Below are 24268 nucleotides of genomic sequence, written 5' to 3'. Positions count from 1 at the left end.
TTATCTCTTCGATCTTATATCTGGGTCGGGCTTAAGCTTTGACAGCCGCGACAATCTTCTGCGCGGCATCGTCGAGGTCATCGGCTGCGATGACGTTCAGGCCGCTTTCATTGATGATCTTTTTACCCGCTTCGACGTTTGTGCCTTCGAGGCGGACGACGAGCGGTACTTCGAGGCCGACTTCTTTGACCGCGTCGACTGTGCCTTGGGCGATGACATCGCATTTCATGATGCCGCCGAAGATGTTGATCAGGATGCCTTCGACTTTGTCGTCAGACGTTAGAATTTTAAACGCGGCCACAATGTTTTCTTTCGTCGCGCCGCCGCCCACATCGAGGAAGTTGGCAGGCTCTGCGCCGTAGAGCTTGATGATATCCATCGTGCTCATCGCAAGGCCAGCGCCGTTGACCATACAGCCAATATTGCCGTCTAGCGCCACATAGGAAAGGTCGTATTTCTTGGCTTCGGTTTCTTTGCTGTCTTCCTCGGTGATGTCGCGCAGCTCTTGAATGTCGGGATGACGGTAGAGCGCGTTTTCGTCAAAGCTGATCTTCGCATCGAGGCAATGTAGACGCTGATCTTCGGTCACGATCAGCGGGTTAATCTCCAGCATCGCCATGTCTTTGGCGAGGAAGCCGTTATACAAAATCTTGCCCAGCTTGTTCGCTTGCTTAGCCAGATCGCCTTTGAGGTCGAGCGCTTTGGCCAGAGTGCGGCCGTGATGCGGCATGAAGCCTGTCGCGGGATCAATGTCGAAGTTGATCACTTTTTCAGGGGTGTCATGCGCGACCGCCTCAATATCCATACCGCCTTCGGTCGAGACAATGAAGGACACGCGCGATGTTTCGCGGTTGATGATGATGGAGAGATATAGCTCGCGGTCAATGTCGGATCCGTCTTCGATATAGAGTCGGTTGACTTGCTTGCCATTGTCGTCCGTTTGCTCTGTGACAAGGTATTCGCCGAGCATTTCCTTCGCGTTCTTGACCACGTCGTCGATGGAGAAAGCCAGACGCACGCCGCCTTTGGCATCTTTGTCAGCGCCGATAAATTTGCCTTTGCCGCGTCCACCAGCATGAATTTGAGATTTCACCACCCAGAGCGAGCCGCCGAGCTTTTCAGCTGCGGCTTTCGCCTCAGACGCATCAAAAATCGCGATCCCTTTAGATACGGGTGCGCCGATCTCTTTGAGGACAGCTTTGCCCTGATATTCGTGGATATTCATGGAAACTCTTTCTCGCTGGCTAATCACTAAAAGAGGCCCCAAATGGAGCCTCGCATCTTTGCATAAACTTATAGTCAGCCTGAATACGCACCGCAACCGTTCAAAGACGGTTTTTAGGGCACGATGTGCGATTAGCCACCAAATATCGCCGCATGCAGTAATCGCCCTGGCATGAGCGTAAATATGCCCGGAATAAGCAGCGCGCCGAAAAACAAGCCTGCGACCACGCGTTTATGACGGCGAACATCCTTTTTGCGAATAAAATATACAGCTTGAAAGGCCGCAATGAGTGTAACCGGCACGAAAATGTGTATCCAGCTTAACTGACCCTGATTGATGTTCTTGATAAATATGGCTGTGATCGCCGTGACAACCATCAGACCAATAAAACTGCGCCCAATAAACTTGTGACTCGCCGTGCCTTTGGGCCGTATCCACATCAGTGTTCCCAGCACAAGCGCTAGCATCGCCGCTGCCAGGTGGATTTGGATGACGAGCGAGGCCTCTTGTATAACGGTCCAATTCATAGCGCGCTCCTATTTCAGCTCGGCGCCTTTGCCCTAATTTTCTTGATGGTGCCAGAGAAATTGAGGCACGGCACACCGTCCGCTGTGATCAGGCCTCGCACGAAAATCAGGGACCGCCCTGCCCGCAAGACGTCGCCGCGCGCCTCTAGCATTTGGCCAAGCTTAGCCGCCGAGAGAAATTCTGAATTCATGGTAACCGTAACGCCGTAAATGCCGTCCATGACCTCCTCAGAAATATTAAAGAGCGCCCCGTCGGCAAAGCTCATTAACGCGCCGCCATGCATGACGCCCCCGCCATTAAGGTGACGCGTTTCCACCCGCATCGCCGTGATAGACCCTGCGTCGTCAACCCGATGATAGAACGGCCCCACTGTCTTGGCCTCATACTCATCAGCTTGCCAGCTTTGCCAGCCCGCAAATTCGCCCGAAGTCACGCGCTTGGGTTTAAGGGGTTTGGTCATAGTTTCAGCTTTCAAGGGCAAGTGAATTGGCGCAGGCGTAGCGCCTATAGCAGCGCCTATAAAGGCTTATCTTGCCCATAAATCCAGCAGAATTCGTCCGTCACCTCGGGAATGCCGTCCATGGAATATAGCCGTTTTGACCCCAATGCCTCGGCCGTTTTCATCGAGCCGATATTGCCGTCTTGGATCACATGAATCACTTTGTCCCAGCCGAGCGTATCAAAAGCATAGTCGATACATGCGCGACCGGCTTCTTTGGCGAAGCCTTTGCGCCAATGATTGCGGTGGATCGTCCAGCCGACTTCCGGCGCAGGCCAACCTTCGGGCGCCCACGGCCCCACGCGCCCTACCCACTCGCCCGTCGCTTTTTCGATGCAGGACATAAAACAAAAGCCCCGCATTTGTTGATGCCCCATCATCATCGCCATAGAGCGCCACGCCTGTGCGCGGTTCATCGTCTCGCCGCCAATATATTTCATGGTTTCGGGATCGGAGTAACAATCGGCCATTGCTTCGAAATCCTTATCAGGATCGACATGGCGGAGGATTAAGCGCTCGGTTTCTAGGATAATATCAGTCATAGCCTGATCCATAGACCAAAAGCCCAATATAAAAAACCCCACCTCTTTAGGGGAGAAAGAGGCGGGGCTGTGGTCAAATTTGGTGTGTTGGCTAGTCTAGCCGAACGCGTTTCGTGACTTTGGCTTTCGTGAGGTCAAATTGCGCTTCGTCCCATTCTGGTGCGCTGAAGGGATCGGATGCGTCATTGGAGAAATAATAGTCTTCTGACGGGATTCCAAATCCGTCTGTATCTAATTCTCCGTCACCGTCGGCGTCGTGGAAGAGTTTGAAAGCATATGTTCCGGCGGGCAGATCGTCGAATGACGTTTTGACCGTTTTTTGGGTGACCGCAATCTTTGCGTCGCGGAAGGCTGTCTCGCTGTCATAGCTGTCGGCGCTGTTAAAAAGCGCGATCAGGACTTGGCCCGATTGGTCTTCAAACCCTGTGATTTTGATCGTGAGCTGCGACGTCGTCGGAGGTTTGCTAGCCGCAAATGCAGGCGCTTGCGAAAGCATGGCCAAAGCCGTTGCAGAGGCCGCGAGAGCAATGGATGATTTCAAAAAACGCGATGTGTTTGTATGTGTCATATTATTGATACGTCGCGGGCGGGCTATCGTTCCTGCGTAAATACAAAAAAGCGGGCCACCTGGACCCGCTCTATAGTCATATACTGCAAGACCGTTTTAATCCTTCAGCGAAGGCTCCATTTCCTGACAGTCGGCAATGATCTTCTCGACGGCTGCGACAGATTTCATAAACATTTCGCGCTCGTCATTTTTGAGGCGGATATTCATGACTTTCTCGACACCGCGCGCACCGATCATGGCTGGCGCACCGACATATAGCCCGCGCACACCGGCGATTTGACCCGACAGGCGCACAGCACATGGCAGGATACGTTTCTTGTCGCGGAGGTAGCTTTTTGCCATTTCGACAGCTGATTCTGCTGGCGCATAGAAAGCTGACCCATTGCCGAGCAAGCCGACAATTTCACCGCCACCCTTGCGCGTGCGGTCGACGATGGCATCGATACGCTCTTGTGTCGTCCACTTCATCTTGATCATATCAGGGATCGGCACGCCGCAAACTGTGGAATAGCGGGTCAGCGGCACCATAGTGTCGCCATGTCCACCCAAGACAGAGGCGTGAACGTCCTGTACAGATACGCCAAATTCTTCGGCGAGGAACCAACGGAAACGCGCACTATCTAGCACGCCCGCCATGCCGACAACTTTGCGCGGCTGCAGGCCTGAGAATTTTTGCAACGCCCAGACCATCGCATCGAGCGGGTTGGTGATGCAGATAACAAAGGCTTTGGGCGCATGTTCTTTGATGCCTTCGGCGACTTGCTTGATCACGCCGAGGTTTTTGCCTATCAATTCAGAGCGGTCCATGCCCGGCTTGCGCGGGAAGCCTGCTGTGATGATGCAAACATCTGCGCCCGCAATATCGGCATAGTCATTGGTGCCTTTGAGATGACAGTCATTGCCAAAAACTGGCGTGGCTTCGGCGAGGTCGAGCGCCTTGCCTTTGGCTGTGCCTTCAAAAATATCGAACAGGACAACGTCGCCTAATTCTTCGCGAGCCACAATGTGGGCCAATGTGCCGCCGATCATACCGGCGCCGATGAGGGCAATTTTCGCGCGTGCCATGTGTTTCTCCTTTTGGTCCCAATATACGGGATGGCTGAATGTGCAGGGTCTTTAGCGGCTGCGCGTGAGGGGTGCAATGCCTAGCCAAAAACTTTGCGCCACAAATAATAAGATAAACAAAATCCTCGCAAGCGGGTGCATTCCATATGCACAGACTATACTTGCCATAAGCAAGTCATATTGGACACAGGCGCAATATTCCCGCCAAGCTATCCCAAAGACGACGCAGGTCGTATATGAGTCACAAGCATATCACATTTGGAAGGAATTTATCATGGGTCTGAAATCTCTTATCATCGGCACCACATCCCTCAGCGCGGCTATTTTGCTGGCCACTGCCCCAGCGGCTTGGGCCGAGACCAGCTTTGCCTTCGGAACATTGAGCGCGGACACGCAGGACCATGTCACGGTGTTTATGGACGCTGATGGCGCATTATCTGGTGCAGCTGACGAGGTAAATGACAAGACCGAGGGCCGTTTGGAACAAGCCATTGAGGATGCTGGATTCAAAGGCAAATTCGGGAAGTCGATCCAGCTTTACGGCATGGCCCCCTTTACGTCTGTGACCGTGATTGGCACTGGCGACGAAGACTTGAGCGTGCGCCAATTGCGCGATTTGGGCGGGCATGTCGCGGGTGCGAGTGATAATGACGCCTCGCTATCCGTGATGATTGATGATTTGAATACAGACGTCGAGGTCGCAGCGGCGCAAATCGCGATGGGATATAAATTAGGCTCTTACAGCTTCACGAAATATAAGACGGATCACAAAGACGTGGACCGCACAGTCGCCTTCCATTCTGACGACACGGACGAAGCCAAATCGTTGTTTGATAGCGATCTTGGTCATGTCGCCAAAGGCGTTTACTTTGCTCGCGATATGGGCACGGAGCCTGGCAAATCTATGTATCCAGAGAAATTTGCCCAAGACGTGCGAGCCCTGTTTCGCGGGGTGGCGAATGTCCGTGTAGACGTGCTAGACCTTGATGATATGGAGCGCCGCAATATGGGCGCCCTTATCGGGGTTGGACAAGGCTCCGTGCATGACCCTCGCCTCGTGGTCGTAAGCTATACGGGGGCCGCTCGCACAGATGCGCCAATCGCTCTGGTCGGCAAGGGCATCACCTTTGACACAGGCGGGATTAGCTTGAAGCCGAATACGGGCCAGTGGCTGATGAAGTCCGATCTATCGGGTGCAGCAGCTGTCGCGGGCGCTGTTTACTCAGTGGCCAAACGAGGCGCAGATGTGAACGTCGTCGGCGTGATGGCGATGGCTGAAAACATGCCCGCCAGCGATGCAATCCGCCCGGGCGATGTGCTGGAAACCATGTCAGGGAAAACGATCGAGGTTATGTCAACTGATGCCGAGGGCCGCCTCATACTATCTGATGCTGTGACCTATGTGCAGGAAGAATATGATCCGCGCTTATTGATCGATATTGCGACACTCACAGGATCAGCCGCCCGCGCTTTGGGTGACGATTACGGCGCGGTCGTAACGCGCGATTGGGAGCTATCGCAGCACATGATGCACATTGGCAAAGCGGCGGGCGAAGACGTCTGGCCCCTGCCCCTCAACGATAATCACTACAGCGCTATCAAGTCCGATATTGCCGATATAAAAAGCACCGCTGGCAGCCCTGGCGCGTCTATTGGCGGCGCTGTGATTGGCACGTTCATTGATGAGGATCGCCCCTGGGTGCATCTGGATATTGCGGGCGTAGACTGGCTCGATAAAGGTATCCCAACCACGCCCAAAGGCCATGCAGGCTGGGGCGTGCGCTTCCTAGATGCCGTCGTGCGGGATTTGGAAGCGGAAGAGTAATCCGCGACCGCCGCAAAGGACATCAAGCCTCCGCCAAGCGCGGGGGCTTTTTTGTGGCCAAAGCCCAATATTTCCCGACTAAACCTTTGCCCATGCGCAAGTTATAAATGCGCAGTCATAGTCATTTCAAAGCTATGGCGCACCATGAAATCCTAATACTCCATTTCTACAATGCCCTCATCACCCCTCCCCCATATTTCGTCGGGCGCCGAGATAGTCTTCGCTGCGCATTTCGATTAGGCGGCTGGCCGTGCGTTCAAATTCAAAGCTACCGTCACCGTCTTTATATAGCTCACTCGGCTCGACGGCGGCGGACATGACGAGCTTGGTACGGGTCTCGTAAAGGGCGTCAATCAACGTGACGAAGCGCTTGGCTTCATTGCGGTTTTCTGGCCCCATTTGCGGGACGTTCTCAAGGATTACAGTCTGGAACGCGTGGGCGAGGCGGAGGTAATCTGCGGCTCCTAAATTTTGCGCGCAGAGCCTATCGAAGCTGGCCCGCGCCGTGCCTGCCGCTGTGCGCCGCAACAATAATGTCCGCCCTTGCACGGACAGCTCCGTCGGCTTGGCTTTCGCTTCCCCCGTCAAGCGCCGCCACGCGGCGTCTATGGCTGCATCTGCTTGATCGCCCAGCGGTGAATAATAGACGGGGGCTGCCGTTAATTGGCGCAAGCGGTGATCGGTCTCACCCGCAAATTCGTGGATAATCATATGGTCATCCATCACGTCGATAAATGGCTCAAATAGCGGACGGTTCAAACCGTGTTCATAGAGCCCGCTCGGCGCACGGTTGGACGTAGCGACGACGACAATCCCCCGCGCCCACAAAGCTTCGAACAAGCGGGACAAGATCATTGCATCGGTAATGTCCGTCACATGAAATTCGTCAAAGCAGAGCAAGGCGGCTTCCTCCGCGATATCCTTAGCGACGGCTGCTATAGGCTCGCCCTGCCCCGTCTCTCGCGCGCGGGAGATACGGGCATGGACGTCGAGCATGAAGGCATGAAAATGCACGCGCTGTTTGGCTTCGATATCGGCAGCCTCAAAAAACCAGTCCATCAGCATGGACTTCCCGCGACCCACCCCGCCCCACATATACAGTCCGATAGGGGCAATTAATTTGCGAGAGAAAAGCCCCGCACGTTTGACGGGAGTTTCCAGCCGCACCAATAAGGCATCCAATTCTCGCGCCGCCGCCAGTTGGGCTGGGTCTTCAAACAAAGCCCCGCTCGCTATGCGCGCTCGCAGCTCTGTCTCAACGGGCCCTCTTATTTGTGTCCCGCTCATAGCAAGCTAATCCGAATGATCGCAGCGGCCAGTAAGCCAAATGCGGCGAGGCTGACGCAGATGAACAAGACTTTGCGCTCTATGTGAACTGGCTTCATGCCCCCTCATTGTCAGAGGCGGCGCAGCGGTCAAGCCTTTCTCGTGCAAGCGCCGCAGATTAGTTTTGAAATTGAGGGAACATTAGCGTTCATGTCCCGTTTATGTTACATCGTGTTAATATGAATCGATTTTGCGTCCGACGGCCATGGGGGTCAGGGCTGGCGCAGATATAAAGAGGGAAAATTTCCATGGAACAAATGAACAATTCACTGGCAGGATTACTGCCTGACGGGATGCAGTGGCTGGTTGGGCCGCTCATTGCACTTCTTGTAATAGTCGTCGGCTATTTCATCTCAAAAATCGCCGCGACCATCGTTTCAACTGCGATCAACCGCACAGGGCTTGGTAAAAAGGCCCAAACAACGGGCGGCAATATCGGCAAGTCATTGTCAAAGGCCGTGTTTTGGGTGCTTTGGTTGGTCTTCATCTTGATGGGCCTTTCGCAGTTTCCGCAAATTTCGCAAGAGCTGGGTTTCCTCAACGGCATGATGGACAACATCTTTAACTATCTCCCACAATTACTGATCGGTATCGCGGTCTTTGCTGTGGGTGTTATGCTGTCAAATGTCGTCAAAAATGCGCTGACCAGCACTTTGGAAGTGGCACAAGTTGACCGCCTGGCGTCGAAATACGGCGTGACAGACACGGAAAGTGAAGCCTCAAATTCTATCGCATCTAGCCTCGGTGGTTTGGCCAAAGCGATCGTGATCTTGTTATTCGCTATTGCTGCGATTGGCATCTGGGATATTCCAGGGTTCTCTGATGAGGTGTCAGGCATGCTAGGAACTGTTTTGGATTATATCCCAAGCATACTTGGTGCCGCTATCATCTTGGGCGCAGCGGTCTTTATCGGTCGCTTTGTTTCCAACCTTGCGAAAAACACGCTCCCAGCTTTGGGCGTCGATAATTCGCTCTCAACGGTTGCAAGCCTTGACGGCGAAGGCCCACGGTTTGTGCCTTCAAATGTGATCGCAACGATTGCATTTGTCGGTATTGTCTTGATGGGTTTGACCGCAGCTATGAAAGCGCTCGGTATTCCTGAGTTGACGAATGTCTTTAATACACTGCTGGAAGTTGGTGGTCGTGTTGTATTAGGCGCCGTGATTATTGGTGCGGGCCTTTTCATTGCGAATTTCGTCTCGAAGATCGTCACGCAAACATCGGGTGATCTCGCTGGCACAATCATCAAATACGCGACTATCGTTATCGTGACCTTTATGGGCCTAGAAACAATGCAACTGGGCGAAGACATCGTGAATACGGCGTTTGAATATGGCCTCGGTGCAGCTGCGGTCGCGGCTGGTATTGGCGGCGCGATTGCCTTTGGCATGGGTGGCCGCGAATGGGCTGGCAAGAAACTAAATGAGTGGATGCCTGCCAAAAAAGGTACGACGCGTAAGAAATAATCTTTCGCGCATTAATATGGAAAGCCGCTCTCTTCGGAGGGCGGCTTTTTTATGTCGAAATTCCAGCGATCGCTTGCACCGTCGCGCGGTCAGCCAGCGCATCTTGCGGCAAGGCTATTAACGCCTCTATTCGCGCGCGGCACAGGTCATACACATCCGCGAAAGCTTGTTGCCGAACCGCTATCGGTTCAACATGCGCGGGGTCCGGTGCGGGCCAATGGACGCTGATGTGGTCGCCAGGAAAGACGGGGCAGACTTCATTGGCGGCATTGTCGCAAACTGTGACGACAATATCCATGCGCGGTGCGTCTGCGCCTTCAAATTCGTCCCATGATTTTGAGCGGTAAAGATCTGTGCGGTGCCCCCGTCTGGAGAGTTCTTTCAAACCATCAGGATGGGGCTGCCCGCTGGGGTGGCTACCCGCTGACCATCCTAAAAATCGGCCTTGTCCCAAATCATTGACGAGCGCTTCAGACAAGATCGACCGTGCAGAATTACCCGTGCAGAGAAACAGGACATTAATCGGAGTCGTTGGGATTGTTTCAGTCATAGGCCGCGCTTGCCAAGTGCGCGTGCTTTCGTCAATAAGCGAGCGTGCATATTGTTGAACAATTAATTGCGGAACGCGCGCCAAAGCTGACCAGTCGCCCGCGACTATTCAAAGCTGTGCGCCCTGCGCTTTATCGCATGTTAGCCTATGACGCCGCGGTCTTTCTAGCGGATGCGATCCGCCCCATGAGCGGGCACGATGCGTTCAAGATGGTAACGCGACACGTGAGCCCGCGCACGGCTGTGCAGCACTTAGAATATCTGCCCAAGACGGGGCGCTGTGTGTTGATCTGCAATCACCCCACGGGGCTCGCCGACGGAATGGCTGTGTTTCAAGCCATTCGGGAGCGCAGACCTGATCACGTTTTCCTCGCCAATGCGGACGCCCTGCGTGTGATCCCCAATGGCGAAGACATTATCATTCCGGTTGAGTGGGTGAAGGAAAAACGCAGCACAGCTAAAACGCGGCAAACCCTTGTTGATATAAAGCGGGCTTTGGACGCCGAAAAATGCGTTGTGATTTTCCCGAGCGGGCGTCTGGCACAGCTCAGCTGGCGCGGGCTGGTCGATAAACCGTGGGAGACATCCGCCGCTATGCTCGCGAAGAAATATAACGCGCCCGTCATTCCACTACGGATTCGCGCCCGAAATAGCTGGCTTTATTATCTGTTCACAAAGCTCAATGCAGAATTGCGAGACATCACTTTGTTTCACGAGCTTCTGAACAAAAAGGGGCAACTCTTTGAAATGACCTTTGGCGAAGCTATCCCGCCCAGTGCGCTGTCAAAAAACGCAGATGACGCCACGCGTCACATTCGTCAGGTTGTAGAAAGCCTATAAAGCACGTCTGAACTTAAGCTTTTTCTAAGATTCCACGCCTATGCCTGTCAAAACAGTGGGTGAGGCGTAATGCAGAATTTTTTTAGTTCCCATGATCAAATGGAGCGCTTTCTGCGTCTGGATAAAACCCAGAGCGCGGGCGCCCTCATGCGTGGGCGCGCGGTTTACATGGTCGGCCTTACCTTTATCGTGATCCAGCTTGTGAATTTGGTGTCCATGTGGTTCACCTATGGTCGGTGGACCATTGATCATTCCCTGGCTTGTTTCGGCGTTATTTCACTCGTCGGTTTCATCCTGTTGCTGCGCTATACAAAGCGATACTTGATATTTTCGTTTTTGCTGTCTGCTTTTTTATTGGCGGGTGTTGTTGTGTCTGCGCTCGACCAAAGCGTGGGGATTAATTCTGCATTACTGCCTTTGATCATGGCGGGGGCTTTGCTGAACGGATTTGTCAGCACATGGCGGGCCGTTGTCTATTACTGTCTGGCCGCGAGTATTATTCTTTGGGGGTTGTATTTTGTGTCCACAATGTCGCCGCCGCCCGTTGGGGCGGATGTCGCTTTGTTAGCAGCTCGCAATTATCAGCGGGCTTTTCAGTGCCAAATCGCGCTTGTTCTGGTCTGCGTCATTGCGGCTGTCGTCAGCCATAAAATGTATGACCTGTTTGATCGCCTCGAACAAAGCCTCGTCCGCACGCGTCAGTCCGAAGAATTGAAATCGCAATTCCTCGCCAATATGAGCCACGAGCTCCGCACGCCGATGAACGGCATTATCGGGATGTCAGGGCTTCTGCTGAAAACGGATCTCGACCCTTCGCAGCGCCACTATGCCCAAATCGTCAATAATTGCAGTGCGGGTCTTGTCAGCATCGTCAATGACGTCTTGGACCTGTCAAAGCTCGACGCCGGGAAAGTCATGATCGAATCAGAGCCGATGAATCTTTTTTCGATGTTCAAAAAGCTCTACGAATTGCACTTGCCGTCAGCAGCCGCCAAAGGGCTCAAGCTCTATCTCGATTACGACCCCAACCTGCCACAAGCCTTTCTCGGGGATGAAGGTCGATTGCGGCAGGTCACTCATAACCTGATTGGCAATGCGATCAAATTTACCGATCAGGGATATGTCTGCATCAGCGTGCGCGGTCAAAACCTTGATAGCGGGGCTATGGAGTTAGCGATCTATGTGCGTGATACGGGCAAGGGCATTCCCGAAAAAGATCTCGGACGTATTTTCGGACGCTTCGAGCAGGTTGAATATAGTCGACGCTCCACCGCCCAAGGCACAGGGCTGGGCCTCGCAATTTCTAAAGAACTCGTCGAGGCGATGGGCGGAAAAATGCGTGTGGCCAGCGAGCTTGGCAAAGGCACGACCTTTATCTACCAGATTGTTTTGCCGGCTTTCGTGACCGATATTGATGTTGCCGAAGACGCCTTAGAGGAAGCCAAAAAAATTGACCGGCTTGCGAGTTAACGCCAGCCGATCATTAAATTTTTTGCGCTTAAAAGCGCGGTTGCGCGGCAGTTAGACTAGGCGCGTTCGACCATCATTTTTTTCACATCCGCAATCGCCTTGGCAGGGTTTAGACCCTTCGGGCAGACATTGGCGCAATTCATAATGGTGTGGCAGCGGTAGAGCTTGAACGGGTCTTCGAGTTGGTTCAGACGCTCTTCCGTCGCATCGTCGCGGCTATCCACCAACCAACGATAAGCTTGCAGCAGCGCCGCTGGGCCGAGGTAACGATCACCATTCCACCAATATGATGGGCAAGATGTGGAACAGGATGCACAGAGAATACACTCATAATAGCCGTCGAGTTTTTCCCGGTCTTCTGGCGTTTGTGTGATCTCTTCGGTCGGGAGTGGCGTGCTGGTATGCAGCCACGGTTCAATCGAAGCATATTGCGTGTAGAAATTCGACAGATCGGGGATCAAATCGCGCACGACAGGCATATGCGGCAGCGGGCTGATCGTGATCGTGTTAGACCCGCCGACTTCGTCTATGCCTTTAGTGCAAGCCAGAGTGTTGCGCCCGCCAATGTTCATAGCACAGGAGCCACACACACCTTCGCGGCAAGAACGGCGGAAGGCGAGCGTCGGATCAATCTCATTTTTGATCTTAAACAGAGCGTCCAGCACCATCGGGCCACACTCGTCCAGATCGATCTGGTAGGTGTCCCAATAGGGATTGCCGCCATCTGTCGGGTCATACCGATAGATTTTAAACGTCTTCAGTCGCGTGGCAGAAGCTGGCGCTGGCCAATGCTTGCCTTTGCGGACTTTTGAATTTTTCGGCAGTGTTAACTGAACCATAGCTCATAATTCCTTCTTTAAGTGCGTCTTATAAAGGATAACGCAGCGGAAGCGAAGGGGTTTCAGTGACAAAACCCACGGCATTTTGTCGCTTTTAGCCTCGGAGCTATACCACGCGAGTTTGGCATAAATCCTGCACGTCTCAGGGGATGATAGATACGAAAACACACCCGATTCTCTCCCCTCAAGCGGGATATGGTTATATTCCAGGGCTGGACGGAATCCGAGCTATTTCCGTCCTGATCGTGATTTTAGCCCATATGGGACTGGAACATTTGATCCCTGGCGGTTTCGGCGTGACGGTGTTTTTCTTTATCTCAGGCTTTCTAATCACACGCCTATTAATCGCGGAGCGCGAGGCCAAAGGGCGTATCGGATTGAAACAATTTTATATTCGGCGGTTCATCCGCCTCTATCCCGCGCTTCTGCTCATGGTGATTTGCACCAGCATCGCTTATCTGGCTTTGGGTTGGGGCGGGCCAACTTTGATTGAGCTACTCTCAGCGGTGTTTTACGGCACGAATATTTTCCAAGTCGTGACGCGCATGGGGGGCGAGCTGCCCTTTATGCCGTGGACGCACCTTTGGTCGCTGGCCGTAGAGGAGCATTTCTACCTGATTTTCCCTGCTTTCCTTGTCTTACTCGGCGGGAATTGGAAGCGTATTTTGTGGGGGCTGGGCGTTGTGCTGTTCGCGGCTCTGCTCTGGCGCGTTGTGATTTACACACAGACCGCCCTGCCCGTGCAAGACTATACCTACATGATGACGGATACGCGTATTGATAGCCTTGTCTGGGGGTGTTTTCTGTCAGTGCTGCTGCATGTGCTCGGCGATGCCTCACGCCTCAAACGCCTCATGGGCTGGGTGCCAATCGGCGCGGCGCTTGTCGCGATTTTGGCGAGCTTCCTGATCCGTGATGAGAGCTTTCGCTACACGGCGCGGTTCACACTGCAAGGCATGGCGCTGTTCGTGCTGTTCCTTAATCTCTTTTTCTGGGACAAAGTTCGCTGGGTGATCAGTATTTTGGAGTGGAAGCCGCTGGCATGGTTTGGCGTCGTCTCCTATGCGCTCTATCTCTGGCATGTGCCGATCATTGATATGTGTGTGCGGACGATGGGCGATACGACTTTGGCGCACTTAATCGCTTTCCCGATCAGCGTTTACTTCGCCGCAGTGTCTTACTATTTGGTCGAGAAGCGCTTCCTTGCGCTGCGTAAGAAATTTGGCAGCCACGGCATTACTAAAACGGAACCTGCCGCTTCGGGACTCGCCAAAGATCCCAAAGCGGCAGCGATTGCCAGAGTGCTGGGTAAGCGCAGCTAAGCCGCCGCGCTTTTCGCCCCATACCAGTTGATGTTACGGGTCAGATACATTGTGCCAGCAATCGCGATAAAGCTCGCTAGGGCTCCGATCATCAACGCGAAGTCTTGCATCCGCATCAGCGCGTAAAGCAAGCCGTAGACCAGCAGGAACACAGCCCCCGCTTTGGCGATATACTGACGGCCACCAAACACAGCCCCCGCATAGCCAGACGTTGCTGCAATCGTTGCCCCCGCTGATATCGCAAACGCGCCCGTAAAACCAATCCGCTCGGAAAATGCCAATAGCAGAAGATAGAAGATACTCTGCGCGAGGCCAATCAGGATATATTGCGCGGGGTGGACGGGCACGCCGACAATCACTTCAAACAAGAAGTAAGCCAGAAACACCATCCCGATAAATAGCACGCTATATTTCAACGCGCGATTGACTGTGCGGTAGGGGTCAAGCGGCGAGACAAAGTTCACCGACATGCCGCCATATGTTTCGTAAAGCTGCCGAAAGCCGCGCGCTGAACCGTGACTAATAATACCGCGACGCAGCAGAGGGATCGTCCAATTCGCCGCAAAACCCTCTTCCGTGATTTCGCGATCATCTGGCGGGAACGGGCCGTCAAATCCGGGGTGCGGCCAGTTAGACTGTAAGTTAATTTTCGTCAGCTTCGCAAATGGCACGATAGATAATTTCTGAGCACCTGAGAGGCTGAGATCAATCGTCGTCGTCAAGCGAGTCGCGCCCGCGTCAAACTTCGCCAGAAGCGCGGTAGCTGGGACGGCCAAATATCCCCCATCGCGTTGCGCAATGAGATCATAATTTAACTCGTAAATCCGCTGCGTCTCAATGATGTCACCATCGCCGCTGCGCGTGCGTTGGGTATAGCTTGGGGCATTAGGGCGTCGAATTTGCTGATAGGTAAATTGCTGCGCCGTGTCGCCGATCTTGAGCTGCACATCACCGCGCAAACCTTTAACTTCGGACAGATTGAACACGATCATCGCTTGCGACCAATCGAGCTTTAGCCGATCATCAACGTCAATTTTACGGGGATCAGAAAAGCTCGCCGACAGCGTGCCGTCCGTCTTAAATACTGGCACGTCAAAGAGCGACAAGCTGACTTCTTTGACTTTTATATCGTCCAACACGACCTCTCCTGTTTCTGCGGAAAAAACGTAATCGCCCAAGGTCATCTCCCGCGCGTCGTCATTGCGTTTGACGTATGGCACGACGATGTGTGGCCCCGTGACCAGTTGCGGCTCCACCATAGTCTTGGGAGACTTCGCGCGTTACGTCATCCGCGCGGCTGCTCCGTTCATAGCTGATATAGGAAATGAACATGGCGGGGATCGACATGAGCAAGACCAAGGCGCAGACGATGATGAGTTTTAATCCGCTGGACCGTCCCGCAAAAAACGGTTTTCGCGGCGGGCGCGGTTTGAATTTACCAGGCGTCGGCGGGAGTGTGGGTGTGTCGGACATAATGCCCCCTCTCTTCTTTTTCCAAAATGAATATGAGCTTTTGGAATGAAGGAGACAGGAGGCCAGCAGAAGGCGAGGACGTGGCACGAAGACGGTTTTCGCGCGGTTTTTCGTAGGCCAGAGCGCGACGGCGGCGCGGCCAAATGTCGGCTAATTTATGGCGGGTATTTTATTCAGCGGCTTCGAGCACGGCGCGGAAGGCTGGTACGCAGAGGTCATCTATTGTCTCGTCAGTATCGATCATAAAGCGTAGGGCCTCAGCTTCGTAACCTGAGATGAGGTCAGTCACATTGTCAGTCGTCACAGGCACAGGCACCGCATCTGACACGTAAGCCTTTATCAAGGCTTTGAGCGACTGGCTGGGTGACAATGTGGAAAGCGACATGCGGGGCTCGTAGTTGGGTGCGCCCCGACTAGACCTTTACGTTGAATCACAAGTTAACCAAAAGTTAAAGCATTAATTTCCGCCCCTACGAAAGTTTAAGCTTTTAGGCACCTTACGGCAGCTAAGCATAAGCTCCGAAAACGCGGCGCAGAATTTCGCTCGTGCGCTTGGCGGGGTTCTCGCGGATCGCTTTTTCTTCTTGGCCAATATAGTAGAAGATACCCTCCAGCCCGAAGTCTACGCCATGTTTCACCAGATCCGCGCGCGCATCCGCGCCGAGCCCCGGCGCGAACGGCACATTTCGAAGCTGCCCAGCAACTTGATCCACCAGTTGTAGCGCCCCCGTTTGGCCCAGCGCATTTTCCATGATCGGTGCGAAAAGCTGCGCCAGTTCGAAGCTCGTGCGGCTTTGCAGATAATCCGTCGCCGCATTGTCTGGCCCGCGCACAATATTGATCGCGTCCGTGATAGTGAGATCGGATACCGCTTTGACAAAAATATCTTTGGCCACAGGGGCTGCTTTTTCCGCGCCCCTATTTAATTGCTGCTGTAGTTCTACGAGCAGGCCGTCCGCACCGATCGGCTCAAGATAGCTCTGCACATCTTGGAGGACTTTGGGCAGTGGGATACGAACCAGCGCATTCCCGAGAAATCCGTCAACGACCCCGAGATTGGCGATGGCATTGCCAACCCCGTTATTCAGCGCCGCACGTATTCCCATCGCCGCGTCCGCTTGGGAGAGCCCGCCAGCCCCGCCGAGAATGCCGTCAATCACAGCTGGGTCAAGCGTCTCGCACGCCGCGAGGGGCGAGCTTAGCAAGCCCAATAATACCACACGTCTATCCATGATCAATTCTCCAAATTTTGCTTTTGCGCCTTATGTATTTTTTCTGCGGTAAACCACATAACACTTCCAAACAGCACACCTCCAAGCAGCCATGATGCTGGAACACTCATAAACCAGCCGTCAAAGGGCGGATTACCCTGGAAATAATCAACAAACCTAAGCAAAAGCCAGATAGGAACAGCCCACAGTAAAATCCCGTAAATCAGAATATATTTGGGATAGCCCATTTTTCGGGTCTTTTCCCAGTTTGCGATACGCTCAGCTTTGGTCATAATAGGGCTCAGCCCTCCCGATTTTTAAATTTCGGCGGACGCTTTTCGAAAAATGCGGTGACGCCTTCGTGGCAATCATAGCTCGCAAATGCTTTCGTTAGCAACTCGCTCTCTTTGAGATGCATTTGATAGGCCGCGCCGTCCATCGCCCCGCTGCCAAACATCGAGTCTCGCAACAGACGCTTATTGATCGCTGTGCTTGTCGGGGAGCAGTTGACGGCGATGTCTCGGGCAAGGTCCAGCGCACGTGGCAAGACGTTCTTTGGCGCGAGGACTTCGGACACAAACCCTGCGCGCTGCATTTCATCCGCCATTATAATATCAGCTTTCAAAATCCATTCATTGGCTTTCGCAAAACCGACCAAGCGCGGCAGGAACCAACTCGCCGCACCATCAAAAACGATGCCGCGACGCGCAAAGGGAAAGGCAAATTTCGATTTTTCTGACGCAATCCGAATGTCCATCGGGATCGTCATCGTCGCGCCGATACCAACCGCTGCGCCGTTAATGGCGGCAAGAATTGGCGTGTCGCAATCAAATAATGCAAGGTTCAGCACCCCACCCAAATCACGGCCAATGCCTGTGGCTTCGTCCACTTCAGAGGGCGCAACGGCGTCAAAGCCCTGGCTAATATCTGCGCCAGCACAGAAGGCGCGCCCTGCCCCCGTCACGACAATCACGCGGATATTAGGGTCCGCATCCGCAGCCTCAACCGCCGCGATCATCTCGTAGCACATATCAACATTAAAGCTGTTCATCGCCTCCGGCCGATTGAGCGTCAGGATCGCGACTTGCGAATTATTGACGTCTGGCGTCATAGTAATTGTTGTGTAGGTCATTTAAATTTCTTTCATCTTCTCGTCACGTATTTTTGCCCAATAGTCGAGGCGCTCTTTGATGGATCGCTCCCGGCCTTTGCCTTGGGGAGCGTAAAAGTTTTGTCGCGCCATGCCGTCGGGGAAGTAGTTTTGGCCTGAAAACCCCTCTTCCGTGTTGTGGTCATAGGCGTAGCCCGCGCCGTAGCCGATGTCTTTCATCAGCTTGGTCGGCGCGTTGAGAATATGCTTGGGCGGGGCGAGTGAGCCTGTTTGTTTGGCCGCCGACATGGCCGCTTTATAGCCAACATAGACCGCATTAGATTTTGGCGCGGTGGCGAGGTGGACGACGGCATGGGCAATCGCCAACTCTCCCTCTGGACTGCCAAGGAAGCGGTAGGTCGCCATGGCTTCATTCGCGATCATCAGTGCAGTGGGGTCAGCAAGGCCAATATCCTCGCTGGCAAAGCGCACAATCCGGCGGGCAATATAGAGAGGGTCTTCGCCGCCCGTCAGCATCCGTGCCAACCAATATAGCGCCGCATCTGGATCACTCCCCCGCATAGATTTATGCAAAGCCGAGATCAGGTTATAATGTTCGTCACGAGATTTGTCATAGGCGGGCGCGCGTTTTTGCAACATCTCCGCGACCCCATTACTATCTAGCGGGGTCGAGGTTGCAGCGGCGAAAATTTCCTCAGCCAGTGTCAGGAGGTACCGGCCGTCCCCGTCCGCAAATCCGATCAGCGCGACCCGCCCGTCAGCGGTCAGCGGCAAATGCTGTCCCACTTCTTGCTCTGCGCGTTGCAGCAAGCCTTCCAATGCTGCCTCATCCAGCCGCTTCAAAACAAAAACTTGCGCGCGGGACAGCAAAGCGCCGTTAAGTTCAAAACTTGGGTTTTCTGTCGTCGCTCCGATCAGCGTCACAATCCCCGCTTCGACATAAGGCAAAAAGCCGTCCTGCTGCGCGCGGTTAAAGCGGTGGATTTCGTCCACGAATAATAACGTCCCGCGCCCTGTGGCTCGGCGGGCCTTGGCGGCCTCGAACGCTTTGCGCAAATCGGCAACGCCAGAGAAGACAGCGGATAGCTGCACAAATTCCAGATCTGCATGATCCGCGATCAACCGCGCAATCGTTGTCTTCCCGACCCCAGGCGGCCCCCAAAGGATCATGCTCGCAATGCGGCGGCTTTCTAACATCCGCCCGATCGGGGCACCTGCGGCGATCAAGTGATCCTGCCCCACCACGTCCTCGATCACTTGCGGGCGTAGACGGTCCGCGAGCGGGCGCGGGGCTTGGTCTTCAAGACCTGTGACTTGGAAAAGATCAGACATTAGCGCGACGGTAGAACGCGCTCACGTCAGGCGCAATATGAACTTGACGAGATTTGGGGGGTATCCTATATCGCGCGCTCGAGCGGGGGACCATTTAACGCAATCCCGTGACCAAAGGCTGAGGAGCCATATTATGAAAAAAGACGGACATCCAGATTACCACATGATCACAGTTCAGATGGTGGACGGATCAACATACGAAACACGTAGCACTTACGGTAAAGAAGGCGATACGCTCGTCCTCGATATCGACTCCAAGACGCATCCGGCTTGGACAGGCGGCGACGGCAAATTGATGGACCGCGGCGGACGCGTGTCACGCTTCAAAGACAAATTCGCAGGTTTCGGCGTTTAAGATTTCAAAGGCGGCCCACGGGTCGCCTTTTTTATATTACCCCTACCCAGACACAAAAAAAGCGCCCTTGAGAGAGCGCTTTTTATATATCTGTAGTAGGTAACTTACCGCTTAAACGCCTCATTCAGACGGGTCATTTGGTCGGCGACCGTGTTGCCCGCTTGGGCGGCGATGGCGGCATAGAGCGAGCGATCTAGGCGCATGATGCGTTCATAAAGCTGCTCTGAGCGTGCCATTAAGTCTAGCAGACGGGCTGGCAGCGCATAGGCGTTTTTCGCGACCTCTGAGAATGATAATTCACCCTCTTTGTTCTCGGCAACCAAACGGTATTTCTCCGCGCGGGCCTCTGCCAAACTCATATCGCCTTCTTTGAGCGCGCGCTGCACGAGGAGCCAAGACGCGACCTGCATCAAGCGTGTCGTCAGGCGCATTGACTGGCTGGCATAGGTCAGTGCGTCATCGCGGCCGAGGCGCTTGCTGTCCTGACGGCCCGGGCCGTCCAGATAGGCAGCGGTCTCTTCGACCATATCCATGCCTTCGCGGAAGGTTTTGGCGAACAGTTCTGAACGCGTAAACTCCATCAGCCGCGCTTCGGACTGCGCGATAAGGGTATCATTTTGTGTGTGTGTCATAGGCGATGGGGCGCTCATCATTATCTCTTCTCGGTTTGAGTTCTATCGTGGATAGCGAGGTTTGCAAGCTTCGCACCAAGCGGAGGCCTCAGCCGAGAAAATACTGTGAATCAGGGTTTTGCCTTAAAAATCAGGTCGGCTGCTGACAATTCTTGCTCTTTTTTGGCGAGTGCTGCGGTTAAACGCTCAACCTCCTCGCGATAAAGCGTGATACGGTCTTTGAGTTCCGTGACCGAAAGACCGTATAAATCCTCCCCAGGTGTAGGAGCCGTCCCAGTTCGGGGCATATTCTCATCCATGACTGAACCTCTTAATCCACTTGCAAAAGCGGTGATAAACGCCTAGTTAACGTGTGTCGACGGTCAATCTGACGACAGAACCCCGCCGAGCGGGGTTTTTTTAATGCCTAAAATTGCCCAAGATAAGGGAAACGATATGACACAGATCCTAATGCCAAAAGCAACAGCCGTATGGTTGATTGACAATACTGGCCTGACATTTCAGCAAATCAGCGAGTTCTGCAGCCTGCACATCCTCGAAGTTGAAGGCATTGCGGATGGCGATGTGGCGGCAGGCATCCGCGGCGCTGACCCGATTGCGAACGGCCAGATCAACCGCGAAGAAATTGAGAAGGCTGAGAAAGACCCGTCTTACGCCATGAAGTCTAACAGCTTTGACAGTGACAATCTGGTCTTGTCCAAGCCGTCCAAGAAAGGCCCGCGCTATACACCGCTCTCGCGTCGCCAAGATCGACCTGACGCGATTGCATGGATGGTGCGCAATCACCCCGAAGTGACAGATGCACAAATCTCGCGCCTGATCGGAACGACGAAGCCGACAATTAAATCTATCCGCGACCGTACGCATTGGAAGATCAACACGATCAACCCTACAGACCCCGTCAGCCTCGGCCTGTGCAGCCAGATCGATTTGGACGCGCTGGTCAAAAAAGCGGCAGATAAGAAAGCCAAAGAAGACGAAAAGCTCGCTGCTGAATTAGGCGAGAGCGACGGCCTAAAGCCGCTCGACACACCCGCTCCTGCACCAGCTGTCGAGAAACCGAAAGTTGAGCATACTCTGGAGAGCTTGTTTAAGCCGTCCACGCAAGACTAAGTCTTTTCAACGCAACTCAATAAAAAGGCCGCTCTGCAGATTTGTAGAGCGGCCTTTTTTTATGGGTATATCTCAAGTGCAGGCTACACGAAAATACGGCCTATGCGTCGTCTTCATCCTCTGCCACAGGCATGGTGTAATTTAGCGCGAGCCGTCCACCATCAGGGTAGATCGTCTGTCCCGTGATATAGCTGCTTTCTTCCGAGAGTAAGAACGCTGCGACCGAGGCAACTTCATCAGGATGACCAGGCCGTCCCAATGGCGTCCGAGACAGCAGTTTTTTCTGCGCTTTTTTATCAGAATTAACAGAGGCTAGCATGTCCGTCTTGATCGACCCTGGGCCAATGGCGTTTACGCGGATGCCGTAAGGGGCCAGTTCAATCGCCATGGCGCGGGTCATCTGCCGCATGCCGCCCTTGGACATTGTATAGGCGATGTAATCGGGGATAGCGACTTGCTCATTGATCGACGACATATTGACAATGGCATAGGGACGATCTGTCAGGCGAGAGCGGTCTTCGCGGTCATCAATTTCTTTGACCATATATTTAGCCACAGCCTGGCTCACCAAAAACGCGCCGCGCAGATTAACAGCCAGAACGCGGTCAAAATCTTCGATCGACAAGTCCAGCGAGCCGCCCTTTAACGCAATCCCTGCATTATTGATTAGGCCATCTATCCGCCCAAAACTACCGAGCGTTTCCGCGATCAAGTTATGCACATGCAATGGGTCAGAGACATCACATTCCACGAATATCGCTTTGTCATTGCCCGCCGCGAGGTCAGCTGCGGACTTATCGCCCGCCTCCGTGTCCATATCGGCCAGAACCACACGGTGCCCATCGGCCACCAATCGTTGCGCACATGCAAAGCCAATCCCCTTGGCCGCACCTGTCACAATATATACACGATCAGACATAAATCCCTCCTTATTCAGCGAGAGACCTAACAGATTGTGCCGATAAATGATAAACTAAAAACGGCGACGTTCGCGGCAAATTTTTGCGTGTCTAAGCTAAACCCGACCGTAGATGGGCCGCTGCACTGGCAAGCAAAACACGTTTTGGTGGGCTACTGCCCTTCCAACTCTGCGATTGTCTCTTTGAGGTGAAGTTTTTGCTTTTTGAGTTCTGCAAGGCGAAGATTATCAGGCGCGGGATGTCGAAGTTCTTGTTCGATCTGACTGTCGAGGTTTGAATGTCTATTGTGAAGAGTTTCCAGACGGGCTGATAGGGCCATTGCATTCCTCCATAGTTTTCAATGTAAAAATGCATTAGCATATTTTTGGCTATGAGTCATGTGGAGCGGCAAAATCTCACGATGATTTAATGAAGCGCACGAATCTTGTCATTTTCTGTTTTGCGACACTGGCCACGTCCTGTAGAGATTGGATGTGACTGATGATCCCGAAATCCCAGAGCCGATTGAAGCCAGCGAAGAGCCAACGGAAGAAGAGCTACTGGCGCTGCTCTCAGAATTGCGCACGGAGCATCGGCGCATCGACACGCAGATCAAAGCTCTCTACGAGACGGGCGTGACCGATATGATCAAGATCGGGCGGATGAAGAAAATCAAACTCGCGATCAAAGACCAAATTGCTTATTTAGAAAATCAGCTCACGCCTGATATAATTGCCTAGGCACAATTACGTTTTGTTCTAGGGGTCTGGAGCGCTGTCTTCGTTTTGAGACCTTTTGGCCATATACATGGCGCGGTCTGCACGATCCAGAATTTGCTCTGGTGTGTCTTCCGCTTCGCATGGGGCCACGCCCCAAGCGGCTGTCACGCTTACAGGGTCCGTTGGCATATCCACTTTTTGCCCTGCAATACGGCAGACCAAGGCCCCTGCTTTGGCCCGCGCAATTTTGGGCGTGGTTTTAAAGAGCAGCACCCCGAATTCGTCGCCGCCCAAGCGAGCCACCATATCGCAATCTCGCACACCCGTCAGCAACACCTCGCCGATTTTCTTGAGTAAAGCGTCCCCGATCGCATGGCCGAAACGGTCATTGATGGATTTAAATCCGTTCAGGTCGATATAGATCATCGTCGATAACATATCGTATCGCGCCATGACCGTCTGCGCCCGTTGGACTTCACGCATGAAAGCGCGGCGATTATAAATCGGCACAAGTGGGTCTGTATCAGCGGCACGTTCCAAGTCTAACACCCGGAGGCGCAGGCGGGCGATCTCTTCTGAGAGCGCCTCATTCTCGCTGGCGAGTCTCGGATCAATTATATGACCTTGCTCGCGGAGCGGCGTTGCGCCGTGGTTGAGAAGTCTGGAAACCCTTTGGGTGCTCATTGTTATAGCCTGAATTTAGAATCACATATGGCCCACATCCCCTCTGGCTTAGCCCGCACGGTATTACTAAAGCGTAAATGCTTTTTACCGTATTGCAACTTAGGGTATATTATTTAACATTTGACCCGTCACAGAGTCTGGCTAATATGCAGCGCTTTCCTGCAATAGACTGGAGCGGAGAGCATGTCAGAGATCTCACCGAAAATCGCAATCATTATGGGCTCGACCAGTGACTGGCCGACCATGCAACATGCGGCTGAAATTTTGGACACGCTGAACGTGCCGTATGACGCGCAAGTCATTTCGGCCCACCGCACCCCTGACCGGCTCTATGAATTTTCCAAAGGTGCAGCGGAGGCTGGCTTTGACGTCATCATTGCGGGCGCGGGCGGCGCGGCGCACCTGCCGGGTATGGCAGCAGCGATGACCCACCTGCCCGTGCTGGGTGTGCCTGTGGAAAGCAAAGCCTTATCTGGCATGGATAGCTTGCTGTCGATTGCACAAATGCCGGGCGGAGTTCCCGTTGGTACGCTGGCGATTGGCAAATCAGGCGCAAAAAATGCGGCCTTGCTGGCAGCCGCTATTCTCGCACGATCTGACGGTGACCTAGAGGCGCGGTTGATCGCGTGGCGCACAGCGCAAACCATATCTGTTGGCACAGATCCAAAAGGTTAA

30 protein-coding genes are annotated in these 24268 nt (G+C 53.6%); 9 read left to right on the top strand and 21 right to left on the bottom strand.

The window, feature by feature from the left end; genetic code table 11:
- Positions 1-31: 31 nt before the first annotated feature.
- From sucC to mdh, 6 genes are all read right to left on the bottom strand, one after another.
- Complete coding sequence (gene sucC, locus AB8615_RS01370) at positions 32-1225, bottom strand: ADP-forming succinate--CoA ligase subunit beta (RefSeq protein ID WP_418152538.1); 1194 nt, start codon at positions 1223-1225, stop codon at positions 32-34.
- Between the two features lie 131 nt (positions 1226-1356).
- Positions 1357-1752: a DUF2306 domain-containing protein gene (locus AB8615_RS01365; protein ID WP_409433158.1), complete on the bottom strand. Its 396-nt coding sequence runs from the start codon at positions 1750-1752 to the stop codon at positions 1357-1359.
- A gap of 14 nt (positions 1753-1766) precedes the next feature.
- The gene (locus AB8615_RS01360) at positions 1767-2213 is read right to left on the bottom strand and encodes a PaaI family thioesterase (RefSeq protein WP_409433157.1); all 447 of its coding nucleotides are present in this window, start codon (positions 2211-2213) and stop codon (positions 1767-1769) included.
- 56 nt (positions 2214-2269) lie between these two features.
- Positions 2270-2794 carry a GNAT family N-acetyltransferase gene (locus AB8615_RS01355; protein WP_409433156.1) on the bottom strand — a complete coding sequence of 175 codons (525 nt, stop codon included), beginning with the start codon at positions 2792-2794 and terminating at the stop codon, positions 2270-2272.
- A gap of 91 nt (positions 2795-2885) precedes the next feature.
- On the bottom strand, positions 2886-3362 hold the full coding sequence (locus tag AB8615_RS01350; protein WP_409433155.1) for a DUF2141 domain-containing protein: 477 nt from the start codon (positions 3360-3362) through the stop codon (positions 2886-2888).
- A gap of 96 nt (positions 3363-3458) precedes the next feature.
- Positions 3459-4427 (bottom strand): malate dehydrogenase, encoded by a 969-nt coding sequence (gene mdh, locus AB8615_RS01345; RefSeq protein ID WP_409433154.1) that lies wholly within the window; start codon positions 4425-4427, stop codon positions 3459-3461.
- Positions 4428-4701: 274 nt separating this feature from the next.
- On the opposite strand from mdh, the gene AB8615_RS01340 reads away from it, so the two are divergent.
- Positions 4702-6252 (top strand): leucyl aminopeptidase family protein, encoded by a 1551-nt coding sequence (locus tag AB8615_RS01340; RefSeq protein ID WP_418152537.1) that lies wholly within the window; start codon positions 4702-4704, stop codon positions 6250-6252.
- 180 nt (positions 6253-6432) lie between these two features.
- Here AB8615_RS01340 and zapE read toward each other — a convergent pair whose 3' ends face one another.
- A complete protein-coding gene (gene zapE, locus AB8615_RS01335) occupies positions 6433-7539 on the bottom strand; it encodes a cell division protein ZapE (RefSeq protein ID WP_409433152.1) in 1107 nt (368 codons plus the stop codon).
- Positions 7540-7826: 287 nt separating this feature from the next.
- Here zapE and AB8615_RS01330 point away from each other — a divergent pair, with 287 nt between their 5' ends.
- Positions 7827-9044: a mechanosensitive ion channel gene (locus AB8615_RS01330; RefSeq protein WP_409433151.1), complete on the top strand. Its 1218-nt coding sequence runs from the start codon at positions 7827-7829 to the stop codon at positions 9042-9044.
- A 49-nt stretch (positions 9045-9093) separates the two neighbouring features.
- Here AB8615_RS01330 and AB8615_RS01325 read toward each other — a convergent pair whose 3' ends face one another.
- Positions 9094-9594, bottom strand: coding sequence for an arsenate reductase ArsC (locus AB8615_RS01325; protein WP_409433150.1), 501 nt, complete (start codon positions 9592-9594; stop codon positions 9094-9096).
- 44 nt (positions 9595-9638) lie between these two features.
- Here AB8615_RS01325 and AB8615_RS01320 point away from each other — a divergent pair, with 44 nt between their 5' ends.
- Together AB8615_RS01320 and AB8615_RS01315 are read left to right on the top strand one after the other, a co-directional pair.
- Entirely contained in the window at positions 9639-10433 is a 795-nt protein-coding gene (locus AB8615_RS01320; protein ID WP_409433149.1) for a 1-acyl-sn-glycerol-3-phosphate acyltransferase, read from the top strand.
- Positions 10434-10502: 69 nt separating this feature from the next.
- Positions 10503-11903 carry a sensor histidine kinase gene (locus AB8615_RS01315; RefSeq protein WP_409433148.1) on the top strand — a complete coding sequence of 467 codons (1401 nt, stop codon included), beginning with the start codon at positions 10503-10505 and terminating at the stop codon, positions 11901-11903.
- 56 nt (positions 11904-11959) lie between these two features.
- Here AB8615_RS01315 and AB8615_RS01310 read toward each other — a convergent pair whose 3' ends face one another.
- Positions 11960-12742, bottom strand: a complete 783-nt coding sequence (locus tag AB8615_RS01310; protein WP_409433147.1) for a succinate dehydrogenase iron-sulfur subunit — start codon at positions 12740-12742, stop codon at positions 11960-11962.
- Positions 12743-12891: 149 nt separating this feature from the next.
- On the opposite strand from AB8615_RS01310, the gene AB8615_RS01305 reads away from it, so the two are divergent.
- On the top strand, positions 12892-14064 hold the full coding sequence (locus AB8615_RS01305; RefSeq protein WP_409433146.1) for an acyltransferase family protein: 1173 nt from the start codon (positions 12892-12894) through the stop codon (positions 14062-14064).
- Here AB8615_RS01305 and creD read toward each other — a convergent pair.
- The 7 genes from creD to AB8615_RS01270 form a co-directional block, all read right to left on the bottom strand.
- Complete coding sequence (gene creD / locus AB8615_RS01300) at positions 14061-15323, bottom strand: cell envelope integrity protein CreD (protein ID WP_418152536.1); 1263 nt, start codon at positions 15321-15323, stop codon at positions 14061-14063. The genes AB8615_RS01305 and creD overlap by 4 nt on opposite strands.
- On the bottom strand, positions 15262-15537 hold the full coding sequence (locus AB8615_RS01295; protein WP_418152535.1) for an inner membrane CreD family protein: 276 nt from the start codon (positions 15535-15537) through the stop codon (positions 15262-15264). The genes creD and AB8615_RS01295 overlap by 62 nt, the downstream gene beginning before the upstream one ends.
- Positions 15538-15706: 169 nt before the next feature.
- Positions 15707-15922: a hypothetical protein gene (locus AB8615_RS01290; RefSeq protein WP_409433144.1), complete on the bottom strand. Its 216-nt coding sequence runs from the start codon at positions 15920-15922 to the stop codon at positions 15707-15709.
- Positions 15923-16043: 121 nt separating this feature from the next.
- Positions 16044-16769, bottom strand: coding sequence for a DUF4197 domain-containing protein (locus AB8615_RS01285; RefSeq protein WP_409433143.1), 726 nt, complete (start codon positions 16767-16769; stop codon positions 16044-16046).
- A 2-nt stretch (positions 16770-16771) separates the two neighbouring features.
- Positions 16772-17041 carry a hypothetical protein gene (locus tag AB8615_RS01280; RefSeq protein ID WP_409433142.1) on the bottom strand — a complete coding sequence of 90 codons (270 nt, stop codon included), beginning with the start codon at positions 17039-17041 and terminating at the stop codon, positions 16772-16774.
- Between the two features lie 8 nt (positions 17042-17049).
- On the bottom strand, positions 17050-17880 hold the full coding sequence (locus AB8615_RS01275) for an enoyl-CoA hydratase-related protein (protein ID WP_409433141.1): 831 nt from the start codon (positions 17878-17880) through the stop codon (positions 17050-17052).
- The gene (locus AB8615_RS01270; protein WP_409433140.1) at positions 17881-19191 is read right to left on the bottom strand and encodes a replication-associated recombination protein A; all 1311 of its coding nucleotides are present in this window, start codon (positions 19189-19191) and stop codon (positions 17881-17883) included.
- A 133-nt stretch (positions 19192-19324) separates the two neighbouring features.
- On the opposite strand from AB8615_RS01270, the gene rpmE reads away from it, so the two are divergent.
- Positions 19325-19546, top strand: coding sequence for a 50S ribosomal protein L31 (gene rpmE, locus AB8615_RS01265; RefSeq protein ID WP_409433139.1), 222 nt, complete (start codon positions 19325-19327; stop codon positions 19544-19546).
- 104 nt (positions 19547-19650) lie between these two features.
- Here rpmE and AB8615_RS01260 read toward each other — a convergent pair whose 3' ends face one another.
- Together AB8615_RS01260 and AB8615_RS01255 are read right to left on the bottom strand one after the other, a co-directional pair.
- Entirely contained in the window at positions 19651-20199 is a 549-nt protein-coding gene (locus tag AB8615_RS01260) for a DUF1465 family protein (protein WP_418152534.1), read from the bottom strand.
- Between the two features lie 89 nt (positions 20200-20288).
- Entirely contained in the window at positions 20289-20477 is a 189-nt protein-coding gene (locus tag AB8615_RS01255; RefSeq protein ID WP_409433137.1) for a DUF1192 domain-containing protein, read from the bottom strand.
- A gap of 136 nt (positions 20478-20613) precedes the next feature.
- On the opposite strand from AB8615_RS01255, the gene AB8615_RS01250 reads away from it, so the two are divergent.
- On the top strand, positions 20614-21291 hold the full coding sequence (locus tag AB8615_RS01250; protein ID WP_409433136.1) for a cell cycle transcriptional regulator TrcR: 678 nt from the start codon (positions 20614-20616) through the stop codon (positions 21289-21291).
- A gap of 100 nt (positions 21292-21391) precedes the next feature.
- Here the strand turns inward: AB8615_RS01250 and AB8615_RS01245 are convergent, their stop codons facing one another.
- Positions 21392-22210, bottom strand: a complete 819-nt coding sequence (locus tag AB8615_RS01245; RefSeq protein ID WP_409433135.1) for an SDR family NAD(P)-dependent oxidoreductase — start codon at positions 22208-22210, stop codon at positions 21392-21394.
- A 152-nt stretch (positions 22211-22362) separates the two neighbouring features.
- Entirely contained in the window at positions 22363-22530 is a 168-nt protein-coding gene (locus tag AB8615_RS01240; protein WP_409433134.1) for a YdcH family protein, read from the bottom strand.
- 154 nt (positions 22531-22684) lie between these two features.
- On the opposite strand from AB8615_RS01240, the gene AB8615_RS01235 reads away from it, so the two are divergent.
- On the top strand, positions 22685-22930 hold the full coding sequence (locus tag AB8615_RS01235) for a YdcH family protein (protein WP_409433133.1): 246 nt from the start codon (positions 22685-22687) through the stop codon (positions 22928-22930).
- Between the two features lie 18 nt (positions 22931-22948).
- On the opposite strand, the gene AB8615_RS01230 is transcribed toward AB8615_RS01235, so the two are convergent.
- Positions 22949-23593 (bottom strand): GGDEF domain-containing protein, encoded by a 645-nt coding sequence (locus AB8615_RS01230; RefSeq protein WP_418152533.1) that lies wholly within the window; start codon positions 23591-23593, stop codon positions 22949-22951.
- Between the two features lie 183 nt (positions 23594-23776).
- On the opposite strand from AB8615_RS01230, the gene purE reads away from it, so the two are divergent.
- Entirely contained in the window at positions 23777-24268 is a 492-nt protein-coding gene (gene purE / locus AB8615_RS01225) for a 5-(carboxyamino)imidazole ribonucleotide mutase (protein WP_409433131.1), read from the top strand.

The organism is Litorimonas sp. RW-G-Af-16 (assembly GCF_048319245.1).
In the GTDB taxonomy this organism is placed as follows: Bacteria; Pseudomonadota; Alphaproteobacteria; order Caulobacterales; family Maricaulaceae; genus Litorimonas.
Note: the sequence above shows the minus strand (reverse complement) of the source record. Positions and strands in the feature narration are given on the sequence as shown.

What these genes read in the sequence shown, in the direction of transcription:
- sucC (WP_418152538.1), bottom strand. Translation starts at nt 1,225, where the DNA reads ATGAATATCCACGAATATCAGGGCAAAGCTGTCCTCAAAGAGATCGGC.
- AB8615_RS01365 (WP_409433158.1), bottom strand. Translation starts at nt 1,752, where the DNA reads ATGAATTGGACCGTTATACAAGAGGCCTCGCTCGTCATCCAAATCCAC.
- AB8615_RS01360 (WP_409433157.1), bottom strand. Translation starts at nt 2,213, where the DNA reads ATGACCAAACCCCTTAAACCCAAGCGCGTGACTTCGGGCGAATTTGCG.
- AB8615_RS01355 (WP_409433156.1), bottom strand. Translation starts at nt 2,794, where the DNA reads ATGACTGATATTATCCTAGAAACCGAGCGCTTAATCCTCCGCCATGTC.
- AB8615_RS01350 (WP_409433155.1), bottom strand. Translation starts at nt 3,362, where the DNA reads ATGACACATACAAACACATCGCGTTTTTTGAAATCATCCATTGCTCTC.
- mdh (WP_409433154.1), bottom strand. Translation starts at nt 4,427, where the DNA reads ATGGCACGCGCGAAAATTGCCCTCATCGGCGCCGGTATGATCGGCGGC.
- AB8615_RS01340 (WP_418152537.1), top strand. Translation starts at nt 4,702, where the DNA reads ATGGGTCTGAAATCTCTTATCATCGGCACCACATCCCTCAGCGCGGCT.
- zapE (WP_409433152.1), bottom strand. Translation starts at nt 7,539, where the DNA reads ATGAGCGGGACACAAATAAGAGGGCCCGTTGAGACAGAGCTGCGAGCG.
- AB8615_RS01330 (WP_409433151.1), top strand. Translation starts at nt 7,827, where the DNA reads ATGGAACAAATGAACAATTCACTGGCAGGATTACTGCCTGACGGGATG.
- AB8615_RS01325 (WP_409433150.1), bottom strand. Translation starts at nt 9,594, where the DNA reads ATGACTGAAACAATCCCAACGACTCCGATTAATGTCCTGTTTCTCTGC.
- AB8615_RS01315 (WP_409433148.1), top strand. Translation starts at nt 10,503, where the DNA reads ATGCAGAATTTTTTTAGTTCCCATGATCAAATGGAGCGCTTTCTGCGT.
- AB8615_RS01310 (WP_409433147.1), bottom strand. Translation starts at nt 12,742, where the DNA reads ATGGTTCAGTTAACACTGCCGAAAAATTCAAAAGTCCGCAAAGGCAAG.
- AB8615_RS01305 (WP_409433146.1), top strand. Translation starts at nt 12,892, where the DNA reads ATGATAGATACGAAAACACACCCGATTCTCTCCCCTCAAGCGGGATAT.
- creD (WP_418152536.1), bottom strand. Translation starts at nt 15,323, where the DNA reads ATGGTGGAGCCGCAACTGGTCACGGGGCCACACATCGTCGTGCCATAC.
- AB8615_RS01295 (WP_418152535.1), bottom strand. Translation starts at nt 15,537, where the DNA reads ATGTCCGACACACCCACACTCCCGCCGACGCCTGGTAAATTCAAACCG.
- AB8615_RS01290 (WP_409433144.1), bottom strand. Translation starts at nt 15,922, where the DNA reads ATGTCGCTTTCCACATTGTCACCCAGCCAGTCGCTCAAAGCCTTGATA.
- AB8615_RS01285 (WP_409433143.1), bottom strand. Translation starts at nt 16,769, where the DNA reads ATGGATAGACGTGTGGTATTATTGGGCTTGCTAAGCTCGCCCCTCGCG.
- AB8615_RS01280 (WP_409433142.1), bottom strand. Translation starts at nt 17,041, where the DNA reads ATGACCAAAGCTGAGCGTATCGCAAACTGGGAAAAGACCCGAAAAATG.
- AB8615_RS01275 (WP_409433141.1), bottom strand. Translation starts at nt 17,880, where the DNA reads ATGACCTACACAACAATTACTATGACGCCAGACGTCAATAATTCGCAA.
- AB8615_RS01270 (WP_409433140.1), bottom strand. Translation starts at nt 19,191, where the DNA reads ATGTCTGATCTTTTCCAAGTCACAGGTCTTGAAGACCAAGCCCCGCGC.
- rpmE (WP_409433139.1), top strand. Translation starts at nt 19,325, where the DNA reads ATGAAAAAAGACGGACATCCAGATTACCACATGATCACAGTTCAGATG.
- AB8615_RS01260 (WP_418152534.1), bottom strand. Translation starts at nt 20,199, where the DNA reads ATGATGAGCGCCCCATCGCCTATGACACACACACAAAATGATACCCTT.
- AB8615_RS01255 (WP_409433137.1), bottom strand. Translation starts at nt 20,477, where the DNA reads ATGGATGAGAATATGCCCCGAACTGGGACGGCTCCTACACCTGGGGAG.
- AB8615_RS01250 (WP_409433136.1), top strand. Translation starts at nt 20,614, where the DNA reads ATGACACAGATCCTAATGCCAAAAGCAACAGCCGTATGGTTGATTGAC.
- AB8615_RS01245 (WP_409433135.1), bottom strand. Translation starts at nt 22,210, where the DNA reads ATGTCTGATCGTGTATATATTGTGACAGGTGCGGCCAAGGGGATTGGC.
- AB8615_RS01240 (WP_409433134.1), bottom strand. Translation starts at nt 22,530, where the DNA reads ATGGCCCTATCAGCCCGTCTGGAAACTCTTCACAATAGACATTCAAAC.
- AB8615_RS01230 (WP_418152533.1), bottom strand. Translation starts at nt 23,593, where the DNA reads ATGAGCACCCAAAGGGTTTCCAGACTTCTCAACCACGGCGCAACGCCG.
- purE (WP_409433131.1), top strand. Translation starts at nt 23,777, where the DNA reads ATGTCAGAGATCTCACCGAAAATCGCAATCATTATGGGCTCGACCAGT.